This is a genomic window from Arachnia sp., assembly GCF_057238465.1.
In genome coordinates this window covers 34,204-52,079 of record NZ_DBHHFZ010000009.1, presented here as the reverse complement: position 1 = coordinate 52,079, position 17,876 = coordinate 34,204, and the positions used below count along the sequence as shown (strand labels likewise).

15 protein-coding genes and 1 pseudogene are annotated in these 17,876 nt (G+C 64.2%); 7 read left to right on the top strand and 9 right to left on the bottom strand.

Going from position 1 to position 17,876, the window contains the following annotated elements:
• Window positions 1–38: 38 nt before the first annotated feature.
• Window positions 39–407 (top strand): annotated as a pseudogene (rplQ, locus tag ACO6D6_RS10370) (50S ribosomal protein L17); the annotation flags it as partial.
• A gap of 157 nt (window positions 408–564) precedes the next feature.
• Here rplQ and ACO6D6_RS10365 read toward each other — a convergent pair.
• The 9 genes from ACO6D6_RS10365 to ACO6D6_RS10325 form a co-directional block, all read right to left on the bottom strand.
• Window positions 565–1,821 carry an AGE family epimerase/isomerase gene (locus ACO6D6_RS10365; RefSeq protein WP_484785190.1) on the bottom strand — a complete coding sequence of 419 codons (1,257 nt, stop codon included), beginning with the start codon at window positions 1,819–1,821 and terminating at the stop codon, window positions 565–567.
• Window positions 1,822–2,456: 635 nt separating this feature from the next.
• Complete coding sequence (locus tag ACO6D6_RS10360) at window positions 2,457–3,677, bottom strand: hypothetical protein (RefSeq protein WP_484785189.1); 1,221 nt, start codon at window positions 3,675–3,677, stop codon at window positions 2,457–2,459.
• Window positions 3,674–4,024 carry a DUF6507 family protein gene (locus ACO6D6_RS10355; RefSeq protein WP_484785188.1) on the bottom strand — a complete coding sequence of 117 codons (351 nt, stop codon included), beginning with the start codon at window positions 4,022–4,024 and terminating at the stop codon, window positions 3,674–3,676. Before ACO6D6_RS10355 ends, ACO6D6_RS10360 begins: the two co-directional genes overlap by 4 nt.
• Window positions 4,021–5,295 carry a hypothetical protein gene (locus ACO6D6_RS10350; protein ID WP_484785187.1) on the bottom strand — a complete coding sequence of 425 codons (1,275 nt, stop codon included), beginning with the start codon at window positions 5,293–5,295 and terminating at the stop codon, window positions 4,021–4,023. The genes ACO6D6_RS10355 and ACO6D6_RS10350 overlap by 4 nt, the downstream gene beginning before the upstream one ends.
• A 66-nt stretch (window positions 5,296–5,361) precedes the next feature.
• Window positions 5,362–9,324, bottom strand: coding sequence for a type VII secretion protein EccCa (eccCa, locus tag ACO6D6_RS10345; protein WP_484785186.1), 3,963 nt, complete (start codon window positions 9,322–9,324; stop codon window positions 5,362–5,364).
• A complete protein-coding gene (locus ACO6D6_RS10340; RefSeq protein ID WP_484785185.1) occupies window positions 9,321–10,022 on the bottom strand; it encodes a hypothetical protein in 702 nt (233 codons plus the stop codon). Before ACO6D6_RS10340 ends, eccCa begins: the two co-directional genes overlap by 4 nt.
• Window positions 10,019–11,332 carry a type VII secretion integral membrane protein EccD gene (eccD, locus tag ACO6D6_RS10335; RefSeq protein ID WP_484785184.1) on the bottom strand — a complete coding sequence of 438 codons (1,314 nt, stop codon included), beginning with the start codon at window positions 11,330–11,332 and terminating at the stop codon, window positions 10,019–10,021. The genes ACO6D6_RS10340 and eccD overlap by 4 nt, the downstream gene beginning before the upstream one ends.
• Complete coding sequence (locus tag ACO6D6_RS10330; RefSeq protein WP_484785183.1) at window positions 11,332–11,841, bottom strand: OCRE domain-containing protein; 510 nt, start codon at window positions 11,839–11,841, stop codon at window positions 11,332–11,334. Before ACO6D6_RS10330 ends, eccD begins: the two co-directional genes overlap by 1 nt.
• Window positions 11,838–12,581, bottom strand: coding sequence for a hypothetical protein (locus ACO6D6_RS10325; protein WP_484785182.1), 744 nt, complete (start codon window positions 12,579–12,581; stop codon window positions 11,838–11,840). Before ACO6D6_RS10325 ends, ACO6D6_RS10330 begins: the two co-directional genes overlap by 4 nt.
• Window positions 12,582–12,884: 303 nt before the next feature.
• Here ACO6D6_RS10325 and ACO6D6_RS10320 point away from each other — a divergent pair, with 303 nt between their 5' ends.
• The 6 genes from ACO6D6_RS10320 to ACO6D6_RS10295 all read left to right on the top strand — a co-directional run.
• Entirely contained in the window at window positions 12,885–13,229 is a 345-nt protein-coding gene (locus tag ACO6D6_RS10320) for a hypothetical protein (protein ID WP_484785181.1), read from the top strand.
• A 64-nt stretch (window positions 13,230–13,293) separates the two neighbouring features.
• Entirely contained in the window at window positions 13,294–13,620 is a 327-nt protein-coding gene (locus ACO6D6_RS10315) for a hypothetical protein (protein WP_484785180.1), read from the top strand.
• The gene (locus tag ACO6D6_RS10310) at window positions 13,620–14,702 is read left to right on the top strand and encodes a DUF6177 family protein (protein ID WP_484785179.1); all 1,083 of its coding nucleotides are present in this window, start codon (window positions 13,620–13,622) and stop codon (window positions 14,700–14,702) included. Before ACO6D6_RS10315 ends, ACO6D6_RS10310 begins: the two co-directional genes overlap by 1 nt.
• Window positions 14,703–14,706: 4 nt before the next feature.
• The gene (locus ACO6D6_RS10305; RefSeq protein ID WP_484785178.1) at window positions 14,707–15,042 is read left to right on the top strand and encodes a hypothetical protein; all 336 of its coding nucleotides are present in this window, start codon (window positions 14,707–14,709) and stop codon (window positions 15,040–15,042) included.
• Complete coding sequence (locus ACO6D6_RS10300; protein ID WP_484785177.1) at window positions 15,039–15,422, top strand: DUF6507 family protein; 384 nt, start codon at window positions 15,039–15,041, stop codon at window positions 15,420–15,422. The genes ACO6D6_RS10305 and ACO6D6_RS10300 overlap by 4 nt, the downstream gene beginning before the upstream one ends.
• A 51-nt stretch (window positions 15,423–15,473) precedes the next feature.
• Window positions 15,474–17,876, top strand: a 2,403-nt coding sequence (locus tag ACO6D6_RS10295; RefSeq protein ID WP_484785176.1) for a hypothetical protein, incomplete at its 3' end; no start/stop codon positions are given.

The window sequence follows — 17,876 nt, the reverse complement described above, 5'->3', positions numbered from 1 at the left end:
CCGAGCGCTGCTCGGAACCAGACCGAAAGAATTGAGAAATGCCTAAGCCGACCAAGGGCCCCCGTCTGGGTGGCAGCCCCGCCCATGAGCGCCTCATCCTGCGCAACCTGGCCACCCAGCTCTTCGAGCACGGCCGTATCACCACCACCGAGACCAAGGCCCGCCGCGTCCAGCCGCTGGCCGAGAAGCTCATCACCAAGGCCAAGCGCGGCGACCTCCACTCCCGTCGCCTGGTGTTGAAGTCGGTGACCGACAGGGATGTGGTGGCGAAACTGTTCGAGGAGATCGCCCCCACCTTCCAGGGCCGTAACGGTGGCTGCACCCGCATCACCAAGATCGGTATCCGCAAGGGCGATTCCGCGCCCTTGGCGGTTCTGGAACTCGTCACCGAGCCGGTGGAGAACAAGTCCGAGGCCTGAGCCTCAAGCGACGGGTAGGCATCCTTGTCCGGGATGCCTACCCGTTTTGTTTTCCACGGGTTTCTGTGAGCCAAACCGGTTGAGCCGGGCTGCGAGGAACGAGCGGCCCGTGTCGAAACCATCCACCGGCACCTCGCAGTCCGACTCAGCCCGCTTTGATGTCGCCTCGGCGCTGGTCGCGCACCCAGGCGGCTATTCCCCGGTTCTCGGGCAGCAGGGCGTAGAAGGTGGCCTGGTAGGCGTGGTAGAGGTCAGGTTTGCCCTCCCACGTGTGGGTGACGGGGCGGTTCTGCACGTCGAGTTCCTGCCACCAGGAACCGTCCACGTGGTCGATGAGGTGTTCATCGGCGTAGGTCCAGAGGGTACGGTAGGCGTCCTCGTAGCGCTGCTCACCGGTGGCGCGGAACAGCCCTGCGGCCGCGCCGATACCCTCGGTGATCTCCCAGAAGAACCGCTCCGGCACCACGGGTTTCCCGTCCCAGTCGACGGTGTAGCAGAAACCGCCGTTGTCCGCCCAGGCGTCGTGGAATGCGCCGTCGAAGAGGTTCCGGGAGGCTTCCAGCGACCAATCCTCCCGAACGCCGAGGCCACGGAGCTGGAGCAGCAGCTTCGACCACTCGAGCCAGTGCCCGGGCTGGGAGCCGTAGGGCCGGAACGGATGCCGGAGTTCGTCGCGGTTGTGGTCGGGGAGTTCCCGCCAGGTGGCGTCGAAGTGTTCCGGGAGCCGCCAGGCCCCTTCCGTGGCGTCTGCGGCCCGCCCCGCGATGCGATGCGCGATTCTTGCGGCCCGTTCCAGGAGTCGCTCGTCGCCGGTCGTCTCGTAGGCTGCCAGGTAGGCCTCCGTCAGGTGCATGTTGGCGTTCTGGCCGCGGTAGGGCTCGGCCTGGTGGAATTCGCGGTCGAAGGCATCAATGCCCGCACCGTCGGCCTCCACCCAGAACCTCTCGATGACGTCCAGGGCCGCCGCCAGCAGCTCCTCGCCCCCGGGAATCCCGGCTGCGGTCGCGGAACTGGCGCCGAGCAGGATGTGGGCCTGCCCGTAGAGTTCCTTGCGGAAACTGGGGGAATCGCCTCCGACGGTCGGGAACCAACCGCCGTGCTCGGTGTCGCGGCCGGCGCCGTTCAGGTAAAAACCGATGCCGTGCCGGGCCACGTCCTCGGCACCTGGGCGCCCCTGCATGGCTGCTATGGAGAAGCAGTGCAGCATTCGTGCGCCCAACCACACCTGCGATCCCAGCCGGGGCAGGGCGTGGCCCTGCGAGTCAAGGTAGGCGTAGCCCGCGCCGGGCAGCACCACCTCGGGTTGGAAGAAGTCCAGCAGCGCTTCCCGGTGCCTTGCGAGCCAGCTGTGATGCTCGGCGCTGTCCAGCCAGCTGATCCGCTCTGGCTTTGATTGATTCATCGGGTCTCCTTCGACTGTCAATGGCTCGTGTGACGACATCCGGAGGATGTCCAGCGGGTTCCGGTCGTGAACCCACCGCGCCCTGCGCACCCATGCGGTCCTCGTCCCCGTGCCACTGAGACGTTGCACACGACCAACCATCTTATTGCCGCGTGGAAACCGGGCAGCCCACGCCCGGTTCAGCGCCTCACCGTTGCTTTCCTCGTTGGGCTGCTTCGCGTTGTTGTTCCAGGGGGAGGGCTTTGAAGGCTCCCATGGCGTTGGGGTCGTTGCGTGGGACGCCGGCCTTCACGGCTCGGCGGTACCAGCGGGGGAGAAGGAATCGGGGAAACCAGATCAAAAATCCCAGCATGAAGATGATGAAGCAGATGAAACATGTCACGCTGACCGCGTACATTATAGCTCGGGGAAGAATTGGCTCCAGGCCGGCTATTCCCAAGCATAGCATGAATCCGCCTCCGTAAGGGAGTGCGAGGGGTGTGGATGACCACCCTCTGTAGCTTATGACAAATCGAGGTGTGGGTTCACTGTAAATTACCCGTCCTCTCCATAGTGAGAGGAGGCCCAAAAAAATGAGCCCGATCGCAGTGAATATGGCTCCAGGAGCAATGATTTCTAGTGACATTATTCACCTCTCATCCGCCAAACGGGTTTTTGAGGGCATTCCAAACTCCCTCTCCGAAGTCCGCGATGCGGTCCCCGACAGTCTTGCCCTCGCCGGTGTTGATGCTCATTACGAGCCCAACCCCGACGCCCACTGCCAAGCCGACAGCGGTTCCTCCTACAGGGATGACGGAGCCAACCAGAGCTCCTGCTCCTGCGGCTGCCGCCACCTGCGAGCCTGTCCGGACCGCGGCGGTTTCCCTCACCCGCGATTGACGCTCGCTTGCGGAAAGTTCCGGGTTTTGTTCGCGGTATCGTTTGTCGGCTTTCTCGAGTTCGCTGCTGTAGGTCAAGCCGACTCCGAGAACGAAGAGGCCGCGTCCTGCTGCGCGTCCAAGAGCGGACGTGCCGGTGCGGGTCTGCAAACTGTGCTCCCGCCCGAGCCCCCACGACCCCGTGATGTTGGGTGGACGGATCACGGTTGCCGGACCGTATCGTCCCCGCGCAGGACCGAGGAATGTTTCGGTCACTGCCGTGCGGAAGCGGGTCAGGAAGCTTCCCTGCTGGTTGGTTTGAGGAAACCACGATTTCCAGTCCCAGTGCCGGGATTTGGCGTGCTCCACCCAGTAGGGGATCCTGAAATCACTCCCGAAGAGGCGAATGACAACGCGTCTGATGACGCGTTCGACGTCCACCTTCCTGCTCTCACCCACGGCTGCCAGAGACGCGAGCAGGGTGTCCCCGGCGACTCCTTGCCACGCAGGAGACCCCGCTTCCGGGAGACCGTCGTCGCCAATCGTCGCCAGCTGTTCGAAGCAGGTGTTGATCGCGGTTTCGTACTTCTGGACGAGGACATCGATCTTTCCCTTGAGAGCCACGGCCTCGGCCACGTAGCCCTGGCGGCTCGCATCATCCTCAGGGACAGATTTGGCGTCGAAGTTGGCGGCTTCGGTCACCAGTGCATCGCGCTCCGGTTTGAGAGCGGAGACCTCGTCAGCGAACAGTGTCATGGCCGCCTTGATGCTGACACACCCGTCCGAGGCGTGCTGTCCGGACTGCAGGGCCGGGTCCAGGGCGGAGTACATGAGGTCCTGGTGGGGAGTCTCGTAACAGGCACTGAGGCCCTTCCAAGTGCTGTGGGCCGCCTCCACGTGCTCCGCGAAGCTGGCACCGTGCTCCATGAGGCTGGAAGCCGCGCTGAACAACGAAGCCGGATCCGGCCAGTCCTCAAGGCCGCTGATGTTGATGCTCACGCTTTCTTCCCATCCCTGATGCGTACCTCGTCCACCGCGTTGGCTGCGCGTTCGGTCTGGTCCGCCATCTCCTGGTCCCCCGCCTGGATGGCCGCGACGGCTGAGCGCCCACCGGCCACGGCATCGGTGATCTGCTGCTCGGCCCCGGTCATCCCTGCCGTCAGAACCCGGTTGTAGACGGCGTTCAATTTTGCCGCCAGCTTCGAACTCTTTCCCGTGCACAGGGAACCGAGCGTGTCGATGTCGCCCGACACCGATGTGTGAGCCGTCGACGCATTCGAGCGCTCCCCCTCGACCTTCGAGAAGATGCTGCTGCAAGTTTGGGCATTCACCCTGTAGTGGGTCATGTGTTTCTCCTGATTCCTGTTGCCGGGTCGAGACCCGCGATGGTCCCGACCAGACGCAGCCAGAACGGATCGTCGTGATCCTGCTGAATGGAAATGAGACGCCGGATGTTGCGCAGGGAGGGATTGACCCAGCTCACCGCGTCGCCTCGCGTGTTTGTGTGAACCCAGTTGAGGAACGGCTCATCGAAGTCGTCGCTCAGCGACATGTAGGTCCACCGCTGCTCCACGAACTCGCCCGCACCGCCCACATGAAGACCGGGCGTCACGTTCTGCTCGAGTTTGGCCCGTAGCTCTTTGCGGCTCAGTTCCAGGTGCATGTCGAACGGCCACGACGGGAACGCCTCCACCCAGGTCAGGAGAAGACGGAACAGGTCGTTCGAGGGGCAGTATCCCAGGAAATTCCGGCCCTTGAGCTCGGGGTGCGGGGTCACGAAAATCGTCGTGGAATCCGTCATCCAGAACCTGAACTCGGCGGATCCGGGAGCTGCCACCCGAATCTTCCAGGCCTCACCGCTCAGAACGTGGTCGACATACCAGAAACCGACGCTGGAGAGATTCCCGTCGTCGTCCACCAGCTCTGCGTCTGCCAGCTCTTTCCTCACCCCGCCCGTGACAGTGGGAAACACCCGTGTCCTGGCACCGTTCAGGAAGACCGTGCTCGCCTCATCGCTGAGCACGATCGGCTCGGCCTGCAACACGAGAGCGGGAGGCTCGATCACGCTGAGATCCTCCCGGGGTGCCCCGTCGTGTGCCGTCGCCCACTCGTCCAACACGACTGGGGGCACATTCGATTCCATGGGCGGTGAGGTGCGCTCCGCGACCGGCATGGCCGCCAGCGAATCCACGACCGCCTCGTGCTGATCACCCGGCGACCATTCGACAAGAGGCAGGGTCACGGTCAGTTCAGCGACCACACCGTCGACGACGGCGAGTTCCTGGATGCCCAGAATGCAGAGGATGTTCCCGTGGATCTCCTCGTTCGTGACCGGGGAGAGCGTCCAGATCCGGCGGTGCTCCACCCCGTGGCGTCGCACCGCCTCGACCCGCACCACCAGCGTGCCCGGCGTCTCCTTCCCGAACGCACGAAGATTCGCCTGGCTGACGGCCGCCAAGATGTCGGGGCGTTCCTCGACCCGGGATTCCCTGAGAACCGCGTTGGGTGTGAAACCCAGCACAGGTGCCGGCGCCGTCGCCACCACACAGCCCGGTTCCCGCGCCTCTGACCAGCCGTCAGGTATCTCACAGAAGAAGGTTGATCCCAGCAATTGCATGCTTTGTCCTTTCGGAGTTCCGCAAGTCTTCTTGAACCAGCTTGGCGGTCATTGTGACCCCCCGAGTCAGGGTTGATGGGAGTGTCGTGGTGTGTCGGCCACCTGAACGATGTATGGCTGTTCCCCGCGACGGATGTAGCGGCCACGACCGGGCGGCATGTGTTCCGGGGTGATCCGGGGCAGTATCTGACCCTCCGACCGGTCGCCGGACATCAGCAGTACCGCCCCGCCGGTGTCCCGGATGCTTTGCAGCAACGGACCGTAGAGTGCCCTCGTGGCGCCTGCGACGGGACGGGTGGCCACCACATGAAACCCCAGGTCCCGCGCCGCGGGCAGGTAGGGGACCAGCGGGGCGAGGGGTTCGGAACCGCCGGCCGAGATGATGTCGTGATCGTCGATGAGGAGCACGACCTGCGGGGAACGCAGTTTCTCCTCCGGGCTGCGGGAGGGACGGGCCTCCAGCTCGCTGGCGATGGAACTCGCGAGCCCCGCCGCTTGCCGGAGGGAACTGGCGTGGGCCGCGAGATAGGCATCGGGAATGACCCCCGGGACGTGTCCGCGTGGATCGACGACGGCGATCGCCAGTTCTTCTGGGGTGTATCGCTCGATGAGCCCCCGGGCGATGGTGCGCAGCGTGGTGGATTTGCCGCATTTCGCGTCGCCCAGCACGAGAAGGTGCTGGTCTCCGTCGTCGAGATCCCACAAGGCGGTGTCCATGGTGTCCTGCCGGAGGCCCAGCGGAATGGAGGACTCCTCGGCGGCGTCGGGCAACGACTCGGGCGGCAGGTGTTCGGGAAGCAACCGGATTGGCGCGGCGGCAGGACCGGACCACGACTCCGAGACCTGCTGCGCGAGTCGTTCGAGGGCCTCGCCGATGTCCTCGGATTCCGAGATCTCCAGGCTCGGGAGGGCCACCTGGGCCAGGGTCTTGTTGTCGGTCAGCGCCCGGCCTGGGGTGTCGGACGGAATGGTCGGGGCCAGTTTGCGGTCGATTATCGAATCGGTGGGATCGTTCAGGCGCAGTTCGACGCGGGTGCCGAACAAGGTCTGGTGCGCCATCCGGAGTTCTCCCCACCGGCCCATTGAGATCACCAGGTGCAGGCCATAGCTGGCGGCCTGGAGCATGAGACGGGTGAAGGAATCCTCGAGCGGTTCGAAATCGCTGCGGAGGATTCCGTAGCCGTCCACCAGCAGCACGATGTCGGCGCTTGCCAGTTGGGGCAATCGGCCCGCGGCGTGCATGGCGCGCAACTGCGACATCGAATCGATGCCGATGCTCTTGAACAGCTGCTCGCGGGAGCGCAGCATCAGGGCCAATTCCTCCACCAGACGACGCATCCGGTCGGTGTCCCCGCGCGTGGCAACCCCGCCGACGTGAGGGAAACCCTCGATGCGCCTGAGACCACCACCGGCCAGGTCCATGCCGTAGATCGCCACCTGCTGGGGGGTGGCGTGCAACGCCAGGGAAGCGGCCACCGTGCGCAACAGCGTGGTGCGACCGGTCTGGGGGCCGCCGATGATCGCGACGTGACCGCCGCTGCGGGTCAGATCCAGCGTCCAGGGGAGTTGGCGTTGATGCGCCGGATCGTCCTCCAGACCGACAACCACCTGCAGCGGATCGCCGTCGGAGCGTTCCCTGACCTGCCCGAGAGTGAGGCGGCTGGGTAGTGGCGGAAGCCAGACCGGGGAGACGGCTGTGTCGTCGGCCCGCAGCCCTGCGACAACCTCCTCCACGAGGGTGCGTCCCGTGTCCGGGCGACGCAGCAGGGGAACCGACGGGTCACGTTCGTCGACGTTTATGCCGTTGTAGACCGGGAGTTCGTAGATGCGTGGACCCGAGGTCACCGTTTCCTGACGGACCCCGCTCGGCACGGGCCCGGAGACGTATCCGGCGCGGAATCGCTGATACACCGAGGTGTCGACCTTCAAATAGCCGTAACCGGGCATGGGTGGCAGGTGGAAGGCGTCGGTGGAGCCGAGCACCACCTGGGACTCCGATTCGCTGAAGGTCCGCAACCCCAGACGGTAGGACAGATAGGTGTCCAGGCCGCGCAGTTTCCCGCCCTCGATCCGCTGGCTGGAAAGCAGCAGGTGAACCCCGATGGAGCGTCCGATGCGCCCGATCTGCAGGAACAGGTCGATGAAATCCGGTTCGGCGGTGAGCAGTTCACCGAATTCGTCGATTACCACGAACAGGTGCGGCATCGGAGGCAGGTCGGGTCGTTTGCGGCGCAGTTCCCGGTAGTGGGTGATCGACGGCGAGGAGTCCGCGTCCTTGAGCTGCTGCTGGCGTCGCACCACCTCGCCCTGCAGCGATGCGCGGGCACGCACGGTCAGTTGTGGATCGTCGGCGAGGTTGTCGATCAGACCGGCCAGATGGGGGAGCGGGGCGAAGGGGGAGAAGGCCGCCCCACCCTTGTAGTCGATGAGGATCATTGCCAGATCCTCCGGTGAGTGCGCCGTCGCGAGTGACAGGATCAGGGTGCGGAGCATCTCCGACTTGCCGGAACCGGTCGCGCCGATGCAGATGCCGTGCGGCCCCATTCCCTGCTGGGCGCTTTCCTTCAGATCCAGGTGCACGGTGCGGCCGTTGTCGTCGATGCCGAACGCGACACGCAGGAAGTCCGCCGGGGTGCGGGGACGCCACAGCTGGGCCAGATCGATGGGCTGGTGCAGGTCGATGCCCAACATGTCCTCGATGTCGGCCTGTTCACCCTCGACGACCTCCTGGTGAAGGGCCGAGAAGGTGCGGCGTGCGGCGAGGTCACGGGCAATGGCCTCAAGCTGCCAGGACTCCGCCCCCTCCGGGGTGAAATGGGTGGTGCTGGGCTCGGTGCCGCGGGCCCCGTGTGTGATGGTCGCTTCGTCACGCAGGTCGATGCGGATGTCAACGTCGTCGGGTTCGTCCAGACGGTCATCCAGGAGGTGGATGACGGTCACCTCCAGGTCACGGTGGTGGAGGGTCTGATCGGGATGCCGCAGGCCTGATGCCGGGTGCCCGTGATCATCGGAGAGCACCACCAACCGGGACAGCTCCTCCGCCTGCCCACCCCGCCGTCTGGCTGCCGTAGCGGCGGCGGAGCGTTCGGCCATCTCGCTGGCGAGGATGTCGCTCAGCGCATCAAGGGTGGGTGCGACGCGCCGGGCCGGCACGGGTCCGTCGAAAAGGTTGGGATCATGAACGTGCGGCAGCAGGTCGAAACCCCGCCAGTCGCGCGCGTGTTCAGCGGGGAAGGCGGCCGCCAGCTCCAGGTCCTCGGGCAGTTGGTGGGCAGCGAGTTGCATGACCAGTGCGCGGGTCATGGGGATGGTGCGTTCGCGAGGCCCGATCACCGCCACCACCGCGGCTTCCCTCAGATCGGCGGTGGCGGGCATCGCCTCGATGAAGGAATGGGAGCTGGTGAGCATCTCGGCCTCGCGCAGCAGAATCGGGTCGATCGGCTCCACGGGGGATTCGGAGGTGGGAACGTTCAACGTGAACCACGGCACCGTCGCCATCCCGATACGCGCCTGGAGGTGGTCGGCGTCGGAGCGGCGGCGCTCCCACAACCTCTCGGGGTCGTGGATGAAACTGACGATCCCGGACGGGCTCGGGTGCAGCGCCAAAGCGGTGTTGCGGGTGTGTTCGGCCTGTTCCCGCAGCTTGTCGCGGGTGCGTTCGAGGTAGTCGAGGTAGCGACTGCGGTGAAGACGCAGCTGCTTGCCGGCGCGTCCCCGGCTGGAGATGGCGAAACCGAGACCGCTGACGAGGGCCACGGTGAAAACCACGGCGGCGATCAGCATGAACAACGGCTGGCCGTTGCGCATAACCACCATCATCACCACGGATGTGAGCGCCCCGACCACCGGCAGCAGGAACTGGAACGGGGTCGGGCTGATCTCGGCGCCGAGCGTGGGCGGCGACGGGATCTCGATCGGGTCCGGACGTTCGAGCGGTGTCGTGGTGCGGGTGGGGCGTTGGATTCGTCTGTGAGCCGAGGCGGGTTCCTGGAGTTCCTGATCCTCGGGAGCCATGGTTTCGTTCGTCACGGGATGCGTCCCTTCCCGGGGCGGGTGAGCGTCTCGATCAGGCCGGCGGCCAGGCGGTACATCTCGAAGGCATCGGGTTCCCTGAGTTTCTTGCGGGTGCCTGAGCGGCGATCGTGTCGTTGCAGGACCGATGTCGAGGGAAGTCCACGCACCAGGGCGCGGATTGACGGACCGACCACACCGCGCACATCGGCCACGGCCAGCAACACGGGAAGGCGTTCACCCAGGGCCGTCGCGACGTCGAGGGTTGACTGGATCATTCCCCTGTCGGCTGCCGTGACCAGACACAGCGCGTGGGAATCGGTGGCTATCAGGTTCAGCTGGGGAAGCGGCGCGGCTCCCCAGTCCGTGATCGTCAGATCGTGGTCGCGCTGGGAGTTGCCGACGACCTCACCCCAGAACAAGAGCGGATCACTCCAGTGCTCGGGGGTCAGATGACGCACCGTGTGCGGGCGCGTCAACCGCGCGAACTGCGACCGTTCAGGATCGTCGGTGGTGACGACGAGCAGACGGTCCGGACGCAACCGGGCCAACGTCACGGCCAACCCGGAGGCGATGGTCGTGGTGCCGCTCCGGTGCCCTATCGAGGCGACCGCGATCCGTCGCCTCACCGGCAGCGGGGTGTTGATACTGCGTGCCAGCTGCGCCAGATGCCGGTGACGGGCACTTCCCGAGGCCCGAAGCCAGGCGCTGATCATCGGAAGGTCTCCAACAGATCGGTGTACACGTCGAGCGCGCCCAGGGCCAGAGGGATGGTGGTGATGATCAGCAGCACCTCCGCGACCTCGGCGGCGCGCCGCAACTTGGCCGCGAGGACAGCGCTGGGCCGGATCAGGGCGACGCCGAACAACGCGGCCAGCAGGGCGGTTGCGATGGCCAACCGTGACGTGGGGCTGAGTTGCGGACTTCCGATGAGCATCACCAGCAGCGGCACCAACCCGGCGATCAGGAGCGCGATGCGCTGCGGTACGAGGGGCAGCACACGGGCGCGCAGCAGGAGAACCAGACAGATCACCGGGGTCAGGCCGGTGGCCCACGGGTTCTCCTGACCGGACAACGACAAGAGCGCAAGTCCCGTTGGGAGGCCGATCGCGATGAGGGCCCAGGTGAGGGTGGCGAATCCCTCCTCGATGGCGTGGTCAACGTCCCGGCGTTCCGAACGTTCCCCACGCATGGCGCGATCGTCGTACCGGGTCAGTCCGCTCAGGGCCAGGGCCACTCCCGGCAACAGGCCAATGAGCGCCATCCCGGTCAACGCCGTCACCACGGCGACCAGGAGCTGCGGCCAGGACAGCTGGTCCCCCAAAGCGGCCAGGACAGCTGCCAGCACCCCGATTCCGCTGCACAGCAGAGCCGAACGCCGGCTCAAACCGGCCCCGATGATCGCCCCGAGCACCAGCCAGGCGGCGCCCGCCAGGACGACGATGCGAGTACCTGCGGTCCAGGGCTGGGGAGCCAGGACGAGCAGGGGAGCGGCGATCCCGAAGGCCGCGGCCCCGAAGGCGGCGGCAGCACCGGTGCGGGAGCGGCGGGCGAAAAACACCGCCAGGGCGGTCAGAAGTGCGGCCGCCAGGAGAAGCCAGTAGTTCCTCGGATCCGTGAGCCCACCCAGCACGGCCTGTGCGCTCACCGAGACGATGCTGCCGACAACAGCGGAAAGTGTCGCGACCGAGGCGGCGCCCGCGCCCTCGCCCCAGTGATCGCCACGCCGCCCGGCCGCCGTCGCCACCGTGTCGGTGATGTCAACGATCTCGGGGGGATGAGGGGCATCGTCGAGAGGGACCAGGTGGATCATCGTGCCGTGGTCAACCCCTTGGTCCCCGAGGGTCGCGTCGAGTTCGATGCGCACTCCCGTGAGCGTGGTCAGCGCGATCTCACGTCCCCCGGGGATGCGTTCGTCCAGCACCTCCAGCAATTGCGGCAGCAGCGCCCCGACGGGTTCGTCGTCGGGAAGGACCAGGTCGGCCTTGCGGTTGCTGCCGATCATGGTGAGTCGCGTGTAGGCCATCACCGCTCCTTCTTGACGACAGTGAGGGTTTCCGGATCGATTATCAGACCCGATGCCGGGTCCGTGTAGGTTCTGGTCTCCGGGTCGTAGTACCAGCCGAGTCGGATGTCGATCGTGCGGCCCTGGGGGTCGGTGGCCAGCATGGTTTCGGGATCGACCCGGAAACCGGTCCGGGGATCGATGTAAATGCCGGTTTCCGGGTTGAACAACAGCCCCGTCTTCTCATCCTCGACGTATCCGTTACCGGGTTTTATGGGATTGGCCTTCATGGCCGCCATGAAGGAGTTGACGGCTTGTTCGTGCTGTTGGCGTTCCAGCAGGCCCAGCACGAAACCGGTACCCAGACAGGCGATCCCGACAACCGCTGCGAGAATCACCGAGCCGAGCAGCCGGCCCAGATTCGTGTTCACCTTGTGTCTTTCCGTGAGTCTCCCGTGGATGAAGGCGGAAGCGAGACGTTCCCTGTGGGTCTTGGTGGTCTCGATCAGGGTGCGGTCGAATTCGTTCATCGCGTTCCTGGCAGGTTCGGAAGGGCCTCGATCCGGAGCTCACGCTGCCCCAGCCGGAGATGAGCCAGCAGACCGGGAGCCATGGGGAGGCTGATGGTCTGGTCCGCGGGTAGCGGGTGATTTCCCTGGGCGGTGATGATGGCGGTTCCGCCCAGGCTTCCCATGTCGCTCAGCAGCAGCAGACCTGATTCGCTCCACAGCATCAGATGGGTGCGGGAGATGGTCCGGCTGATGTCGGTGACGGCCAGGCAGTGGTAGGGGGGAGCCACCCGTGGGTCGCGCCCGATCACGCATGGCATGTCGAGCCGGTAGCTGGAGCCGTCGTCAAGGGAGGCGATCAACGTCACGTCGACGGGTGGGCGTCTCGGTGCCGTGGTGTCCAGGACGAGGGGGCGGGGCCGTGGGCGCAGCGGATCCTGGCCGCGTCTGATGTCGACGGCGTGCAGACCAGGCAACCTGCCGGGCAGCCCGGTCACCGGGTCAACCGAGCGCAACCCCAGGAGCAGATGCCCGGGGCTGGTTCCCCGGTGCGTGCGCAACCGCCACCACATGACCGTCAGGAAGATCGTGACGAGAGCGCTCAGTGACACGACCAGAGTCCTCGGGAGATCACCGGCCAGACCCCAGAGGGCGACGGCCGTGACGACCAGGACGATGATGATGAGATCCAGAACCGAGGAGGCGAACAGCCGCCACGTCCTGGCCGGGACATCGGCGAAGGCCGGGGTGCTTCCAGCCATGGGTCGAACCTCCTCTCCCGCAGCCGTGGTTCGGAGGCAAGTCAATCATGTCCTTCGGTTAGTTGCGTATACCGGGGTTAACCGGGTTTGTGTTGTGTGGTCCTTGGCGAATGGCGCGATGTCCTCTTTTTGGCTGACGGGGTTTTGGGGGAGTTGAGTGTTGCCGCTTGTCGGAGTGGTTTTGGGTGGGTGCTCGCGGGACGGGGGGTTAGGTTGATTTTTCAACTATGCTTGCGTGTCCTTGGGTTTTCGGGTGAGGGTTGCGAGACTCGAATTCAGTCGTCCAAGGAATTGAGGATTGTTGTGAAGTTCGCGATGGAGAGCGACGCGCTGGTTGATTTGGGGCAGCGAACGCAGGCGGAGTCGGAAGATCTCGGTGTTTTGGTGAGAAATCTGTTTGATGCCGCGGAGCCGCTGGCGGGTCAGATGAACGGTCCGGCTCGGGCCGCTTTTGACAAGTTCAAGGGCAGTATTGATGACATTGCTTACTCGCTGAACAGTGCTTTGGCCGGGATTGTTGGCTCGATCTCTGGGCAGAACAAGGCCTTTGTTGGGGCTGCTGAGGATGGTGCCGCAGTACATACTTCTGCTGAAGGGGCGGCTGACTTCAGCGCTGGTGTGTTCTTGAGGGGAATCGGCCCCTGCTGATCGGGCTGACCGGTTGAGCTTTCGGTACCTGTTCGGATGTTTGAGTTTTCTGGGAGAGTGTGTGATGTCGGGTAATCAGATGGATCGTAATGATTACAGCGTGGCTGCGTCGCAGAGCGCGCAGGCCAATTTTGAGGCGGCTGCCTCCAGGCTGGAGGCGGCATTGGACCGTCGGGACAGCGATGTGAAGCAAGCGATGGGTAGGTATCAGGCGGATGGCGTGTCTGAGGAGTATGCGCATCTGGAGCGGCGATGGAATATGGGTGGGCATCAGGTGCGTGAGGTGATCGGCGCGATTCGCCAATCGTTGGGGGACAACGACGACATTGCCGTCCGGGCTCTCTCCACTGCCGCAGCCGCCGTTCCCGATGTTGGCAGTTCCGCCAGGTGATGGAAGTTTCTTTCTCTCCGTTCGCCGATGGGTGGGGGCACGATTATCGGACCCTGTTGTGTTCGAGCGAGCGGGTCACTTTGACGGCGGCGGTTCGCGGGTTCATCCGAGAAGCTCTCGCGAGTCAGGTCAGGCCGGTTCTGGGTACTTCAACGGCAGCTCATCTGGGCTGGTTCGTCGCCGACGAGTTGCGGTTCTCGGGTGGCTACTGGACGGTCAGGGGTGAGGACGGGGCCGTCTATGACGGGCGTTCCGGGTATCGACTCGATGCGCTTGAGGATTTGTGGGGGGAGTTCTCCCCGGACCGGGAGCAGTTGTGGTCCTTCAGGGAGTTGGCTCCCAGCGCCCAGGGGGCGTTCTTCTTTGATGTGTTCACCCGGGAGAGGGCCCAGGAGAAAACCCTGTGTGGGGCGGTGGCCGAGCACATGGTCGCGGGACTCGGTGGGGGCAGGTTGGTTCGTTGGGGTGAGTGCGAGCCGCTGGCCAATGTGTGGAGCAAGGGCGACCTGACCGGTTCGTTGCGGGCGCAGATGCCTACATCGCGGCGTCATCTGGCAAGGGGGGAGCACGGGGAGCCGGTGAGCATCCAGGTTTCCAGGACCAGGATCGGGCTGCTGGAACACACCCGAGGGTTGGTGCCGGCCGGCGAGTACGGGAGACCTGATGGTCTTGTGGAAGGGATGCCGTTGGCGATGCATCCGGCGATCACCGAGACCCTCAAAGGCTTGGTCGACGGGTTTCGCCCGAACTTGGCGATGGTCTCGTACAGCGAGGTGGTTGATCAGGACGGATCGCTGGGGCAGATCGCGTCCAGAAGAAGAATGGACGTGCCGTTGGCGGTGTTGATCGGGGCTCCTGCGGTGCGGGACCTGGGGATCAATGTTGCGGATTTGTCGGTGAACCACGATGTGACTCCGCTGGGTTTGAGACGGGCACCGAGTTTGTTGGTCAGGTTCAGCGGCAGGGACGAGCTGTGGCATCAACTGGTCGCTTTCGCCCACGATCTTGATCAGGAACGCCTGGCAGCGGTGTTGGCGGTCGAGTTCGACGACGCGAAACCCCGGGAAGAAACGAGAGGATGACCAGGTGGCCACTGAACTGGTGTTGCTCAGCGAGGTTCCGGTCACGGCCGAGGTACACCACCGCGCCTATGCGCGTCTCGGCATGGAGGGGGAGATGTTCGAGTGGCTCGACGGCCAGTTTGCGACCCTGCACGACGAATCCGGGCGGCATGTTCTCACGGTGCATGCGCCCGTGGTGATCCACGACGCCCGGGAAGCAGTGGCTGCGCTCAAGGATCCGCCAGGGGCGTTCGGGTTGTGGAGTGAAATCATGGTGCCTTTTGACAACACGGAAACCGGCCGTGCGGTGGCCGAGGCCCTGGCTGTTGAGGTCGGTGGCCTGATCAGGGAAAGAGTGTGAGGATTGTGGCAGGCAGCTGGAAGATAGATCCCGCCGGCGTGGAGGGAATCCTGGAGCAAGTTGGGGCCGAGCAGCAGGGTTTGGTCGCGGCGCTGGGTGAGGGAGAGTTCGAGGCGATATTCACCGGGATCGGTGAGGCCGGTGGATTGATCGCCGAAGTGCCGAAGGCGTTGCAAGCTTTGATGCAGAATCAGAAGTCGAATCTGCAGACAGTCACCAACAGGGTCGCTGCGGGCACGAACGGGGTGGCGAACGCTGTGGTTTCCTACAACCAAGGACAGGAAGCAATGGCCGGCGAGTTTCAACGGCAAATGGTCGCTTCCGCGTCGAGTGGCGACTTTTCTTATTTCGAAACCAATGGATACAAAAGCGGGCTGTAAGAATATCTGCAGAACCGGTCAATAATGGGTTTTCAGGGCAGGGAGTGGTGAGTGATGGCTGAGCAGCCACAGTCGGGTGACGGTTTGGTAATGCCGGAGGCGTTTCCATGCAAGAGCGAAAACATCAATGTGGAAAACGTCAAATCGGCGTCCTCGAAATTGAAGTCCATGGGGCAGACGGTTGATTCCAAGATGGATGCGATCGTTGGTCTGTGGAATGGTTTACCAGCCGTGTACGTTGCCCCGGAGGCCGAACAGGCCTACGGTTTGATGGCGCCGGCCGCCACTGCCTCGGAAGCGATCAAAACCAAATTTGAGAAGGCCTCCAGCGCGTTGGATACGTTCGCGGAGGCAATAGGCCCCGTCAAGTCAGAACTCGCCAGTTTGGAATCCGAGGCCGCCACATTCCGCAGCAACACCCTGTCAACCTACGGGGACAAGTGGCGGGATCATCAGGAAGTGGTGGACCGCAACAACGAATTACTCGGCCGCTACGCCAAGATCGTGGAAACGATGACCACCGCGGCCGCCACATGCGCCACCGCAATCAATGGACTGCTGGACGGGGTCAGCTTGCCTGCGGTGGAGGGGATCTCCGCCGAAGCGATCATGAAATCAGGGGAAATAATGCCCTGGGGTGGTGCGGTCGAGAAAAACCGTAACTGTGGTGAGTCGGTGGTCCATGGGGTAGGGAACTTCGCCAAGAGCACTTGGGAGGGTGTAACCGCCATGGTCGGGTTCGGTCCCGACGGGTGGAGTCTGGGGAATTTCGCAAACACGTGGCTTGGTATGGCTGATTTCATTGGCTCAACCGCCTTGCTGGCTTCGCCTACGCTGAGTGGGGCGATCAAGTTCTTCGGTAATGATGATGTGGATGCTTGGGTTGATCAACGTCATGAGGTTGCCAAGACGGCATTGAGCGGTATGGTCGGTTTCGATTACGCGGCGCACAAGGCTGGTAAAGATGGTTGGCACAAGTGGAAAGAGGACGGAGTCGCAACCTTCACCGAAACTGCGTTGAATATCGGATCCAATTTCATTCCCGGTGCTGGGGCCGGTGGGGCGGCCGTCAAGGCTGCTGCCATGAGTAGCAAGGTTGGCGGCCTCACGGTGAAAGCGGCGACCTTCACCACCAAGGTGGCTGATTTCGCGGTTCCCGGTGGTGGTTGGCTGGTCAAGGGTGGGGTCAGAGTCGTCGAACTCGGCGTGGATGCAGTCAAGAAGGTCGATCTTCCGTTCGGGGCGGGCAAGAGTCCGCTGTCGGTTACCGAGGGCATGATTCCTACTAAGGCGGGACCACTGACGCCTGGTTCGCATGGTGTTCCTCAGGGTTCGGGGTCGCGTGCTGGGGGGTATGTTGCTGATTCTTCGTTGCCTGCGGGTAAGCCGCTGGCTGGTCCTGATTTTGAGGCTCCCGCGAATGTTGGTGGGCCGAGGTTTGGTCCGGATCCGGCTGATTCTGGTTTGCACTTGAACAGCGCTTCGGGTGGTGGGTCGGCAGGTTTGCCGCGTCCTGATTTGGTTGATTCTGTTGTTACCCATGGGGATCCTGGTAAACCGCCGTCGCGTTTCGATATGGATGATGCCCCTGATGTGGGTGTTGCTCCGGGTGGGAAGAAGCCTTCGTCCGGGCTTGGGAGTGATGATGCTTTCGGGTCGTGGTCTCGGGAGAAGGTGGCTGCTTCTTCTCCGTCGCCTGATGGCAAGGGGCCGTCGGGTCATGGTGATGGTGCCGGGGCTCGTGAGCCTGCGATGGCCGGGGCTTCTGCGGGGGCGGGGCGGAATGTGTTGGATCTGGAGTCGTCGCGGGTGTCGGCAGGGGCGGGGGGAAGTCGTCCTGTCGAGGTGGGCGGGTCTTCGTCCCATGCGCGAGCACCGGAGCCTGTTCATGTTTCGGCCGGCAATGGTGGTGGAGGGCCGAGTGCGCATCATCACAGTGGTGGGGTCGGTCATGGTGGTGGATCGTCGCCTGGTGGCGGTGGGTCCGCGAGCGCCCACCTCGGAAACAATGGTGGGGTCGGTCATGGCGGTGGGTCATCGCATGGTGCTGGCAGCACGACCCCGCACACCGGTGGTGGTGGGGCCGGGCATGGGGGTGGAACCTCGCATGGTGGGTCGTCGGGGCATCATGGTGGTACGTCGGGTCAGCACGGTGGCGCGCCTGGTCATGTGCCGGAGCCGGAGGTTGGATCGCGGCCGAGGCGTTCTCCGGATGAGAACAACGTGCCGGATGATCATGCGTCCGGGTCGGGCAACCGTAGGGGTGAGCCGGGAAGTGATGTTCCTGATGCTCCTCGGAAGAAACCGGATGCTGATCTCGCGGATTCGCCTGACCAGCGTCCTGGTGACAGGACACGTCCGGAGGGGCGTGGGGACGATGTCGAGCGGCCCCGTACTGATGCCGGTGATCCTGCCAAACCCAGAACCGACACCACACCCGACAACCATCCGGGT

Bases quoted from the DNA above. Each gene is read 5' to 3' on its own strand.
- ACO6D6_RS10365 (WP_484785190.1), bottom strand. From the start codon at position 1,821: ATGAATCAATCAAAGCCAGAGCGGATCAGCTGGCTGGACAGCGCCGAG.
- ACO6D6_RS10355 (WP_484785188.1), bottom strand. From the start codon at position 4,024: ATGACCCACTACAGGGTGAATGCCCAAACTTGCAGCAGCATCTTCTCG.
- ACO6D6_RS10350 (WP_484785187.1), bottom strand. From the start codon at position 5,295: ATGCAATTGCTGGGATCAACCTTCTTCTGTGAGATACCTGACGGCTGG.
- ACO6D6_RS10340 (WP_484785185.1), bottom strand. From the start codon at position 10,022: ATGATCAGCGCCTGGCTTCGGGCCTCGGGAAGTGCCCGTCACCGGCAT.
- eccD (WP_484785184.1), bottom strand. From the start codon at position 11,332: ATGGCCTACACGCGACTCACCATGATCGGCAGCAACCGCAAGGCCGAC.
- ACO6D6_RS10330 (WP_484785183.1), bottom strand. From the start codon at position 11,841: ATGAACGAATTCGACCGCACCCTGATCGAGACCACCAAGACCCACAGG.
- ACO6D6_RS10325 (WP_484785182.1), bottom strand. From the start codon at position 12,581: ATGGCTGGAAGCACCCCGGCCTTCGCCGATGTCCCGGCCAGGACGTGG.
- ACO6D6_RS10315 (WP_484785180.1), top strand. From the start codon at position 13,294: ATGTCGGGTAATCAGATGGATCGTAATGATTACAGCGTGGCTGCGTCG.
- ACO6D6_RS10310 (WP_484785179.1), top strand. From the start codon at position 13,620: ATGGAAGTTTCTTTCTCTCCGTTCGCCGATGGGTGGGGGCACGATTAT.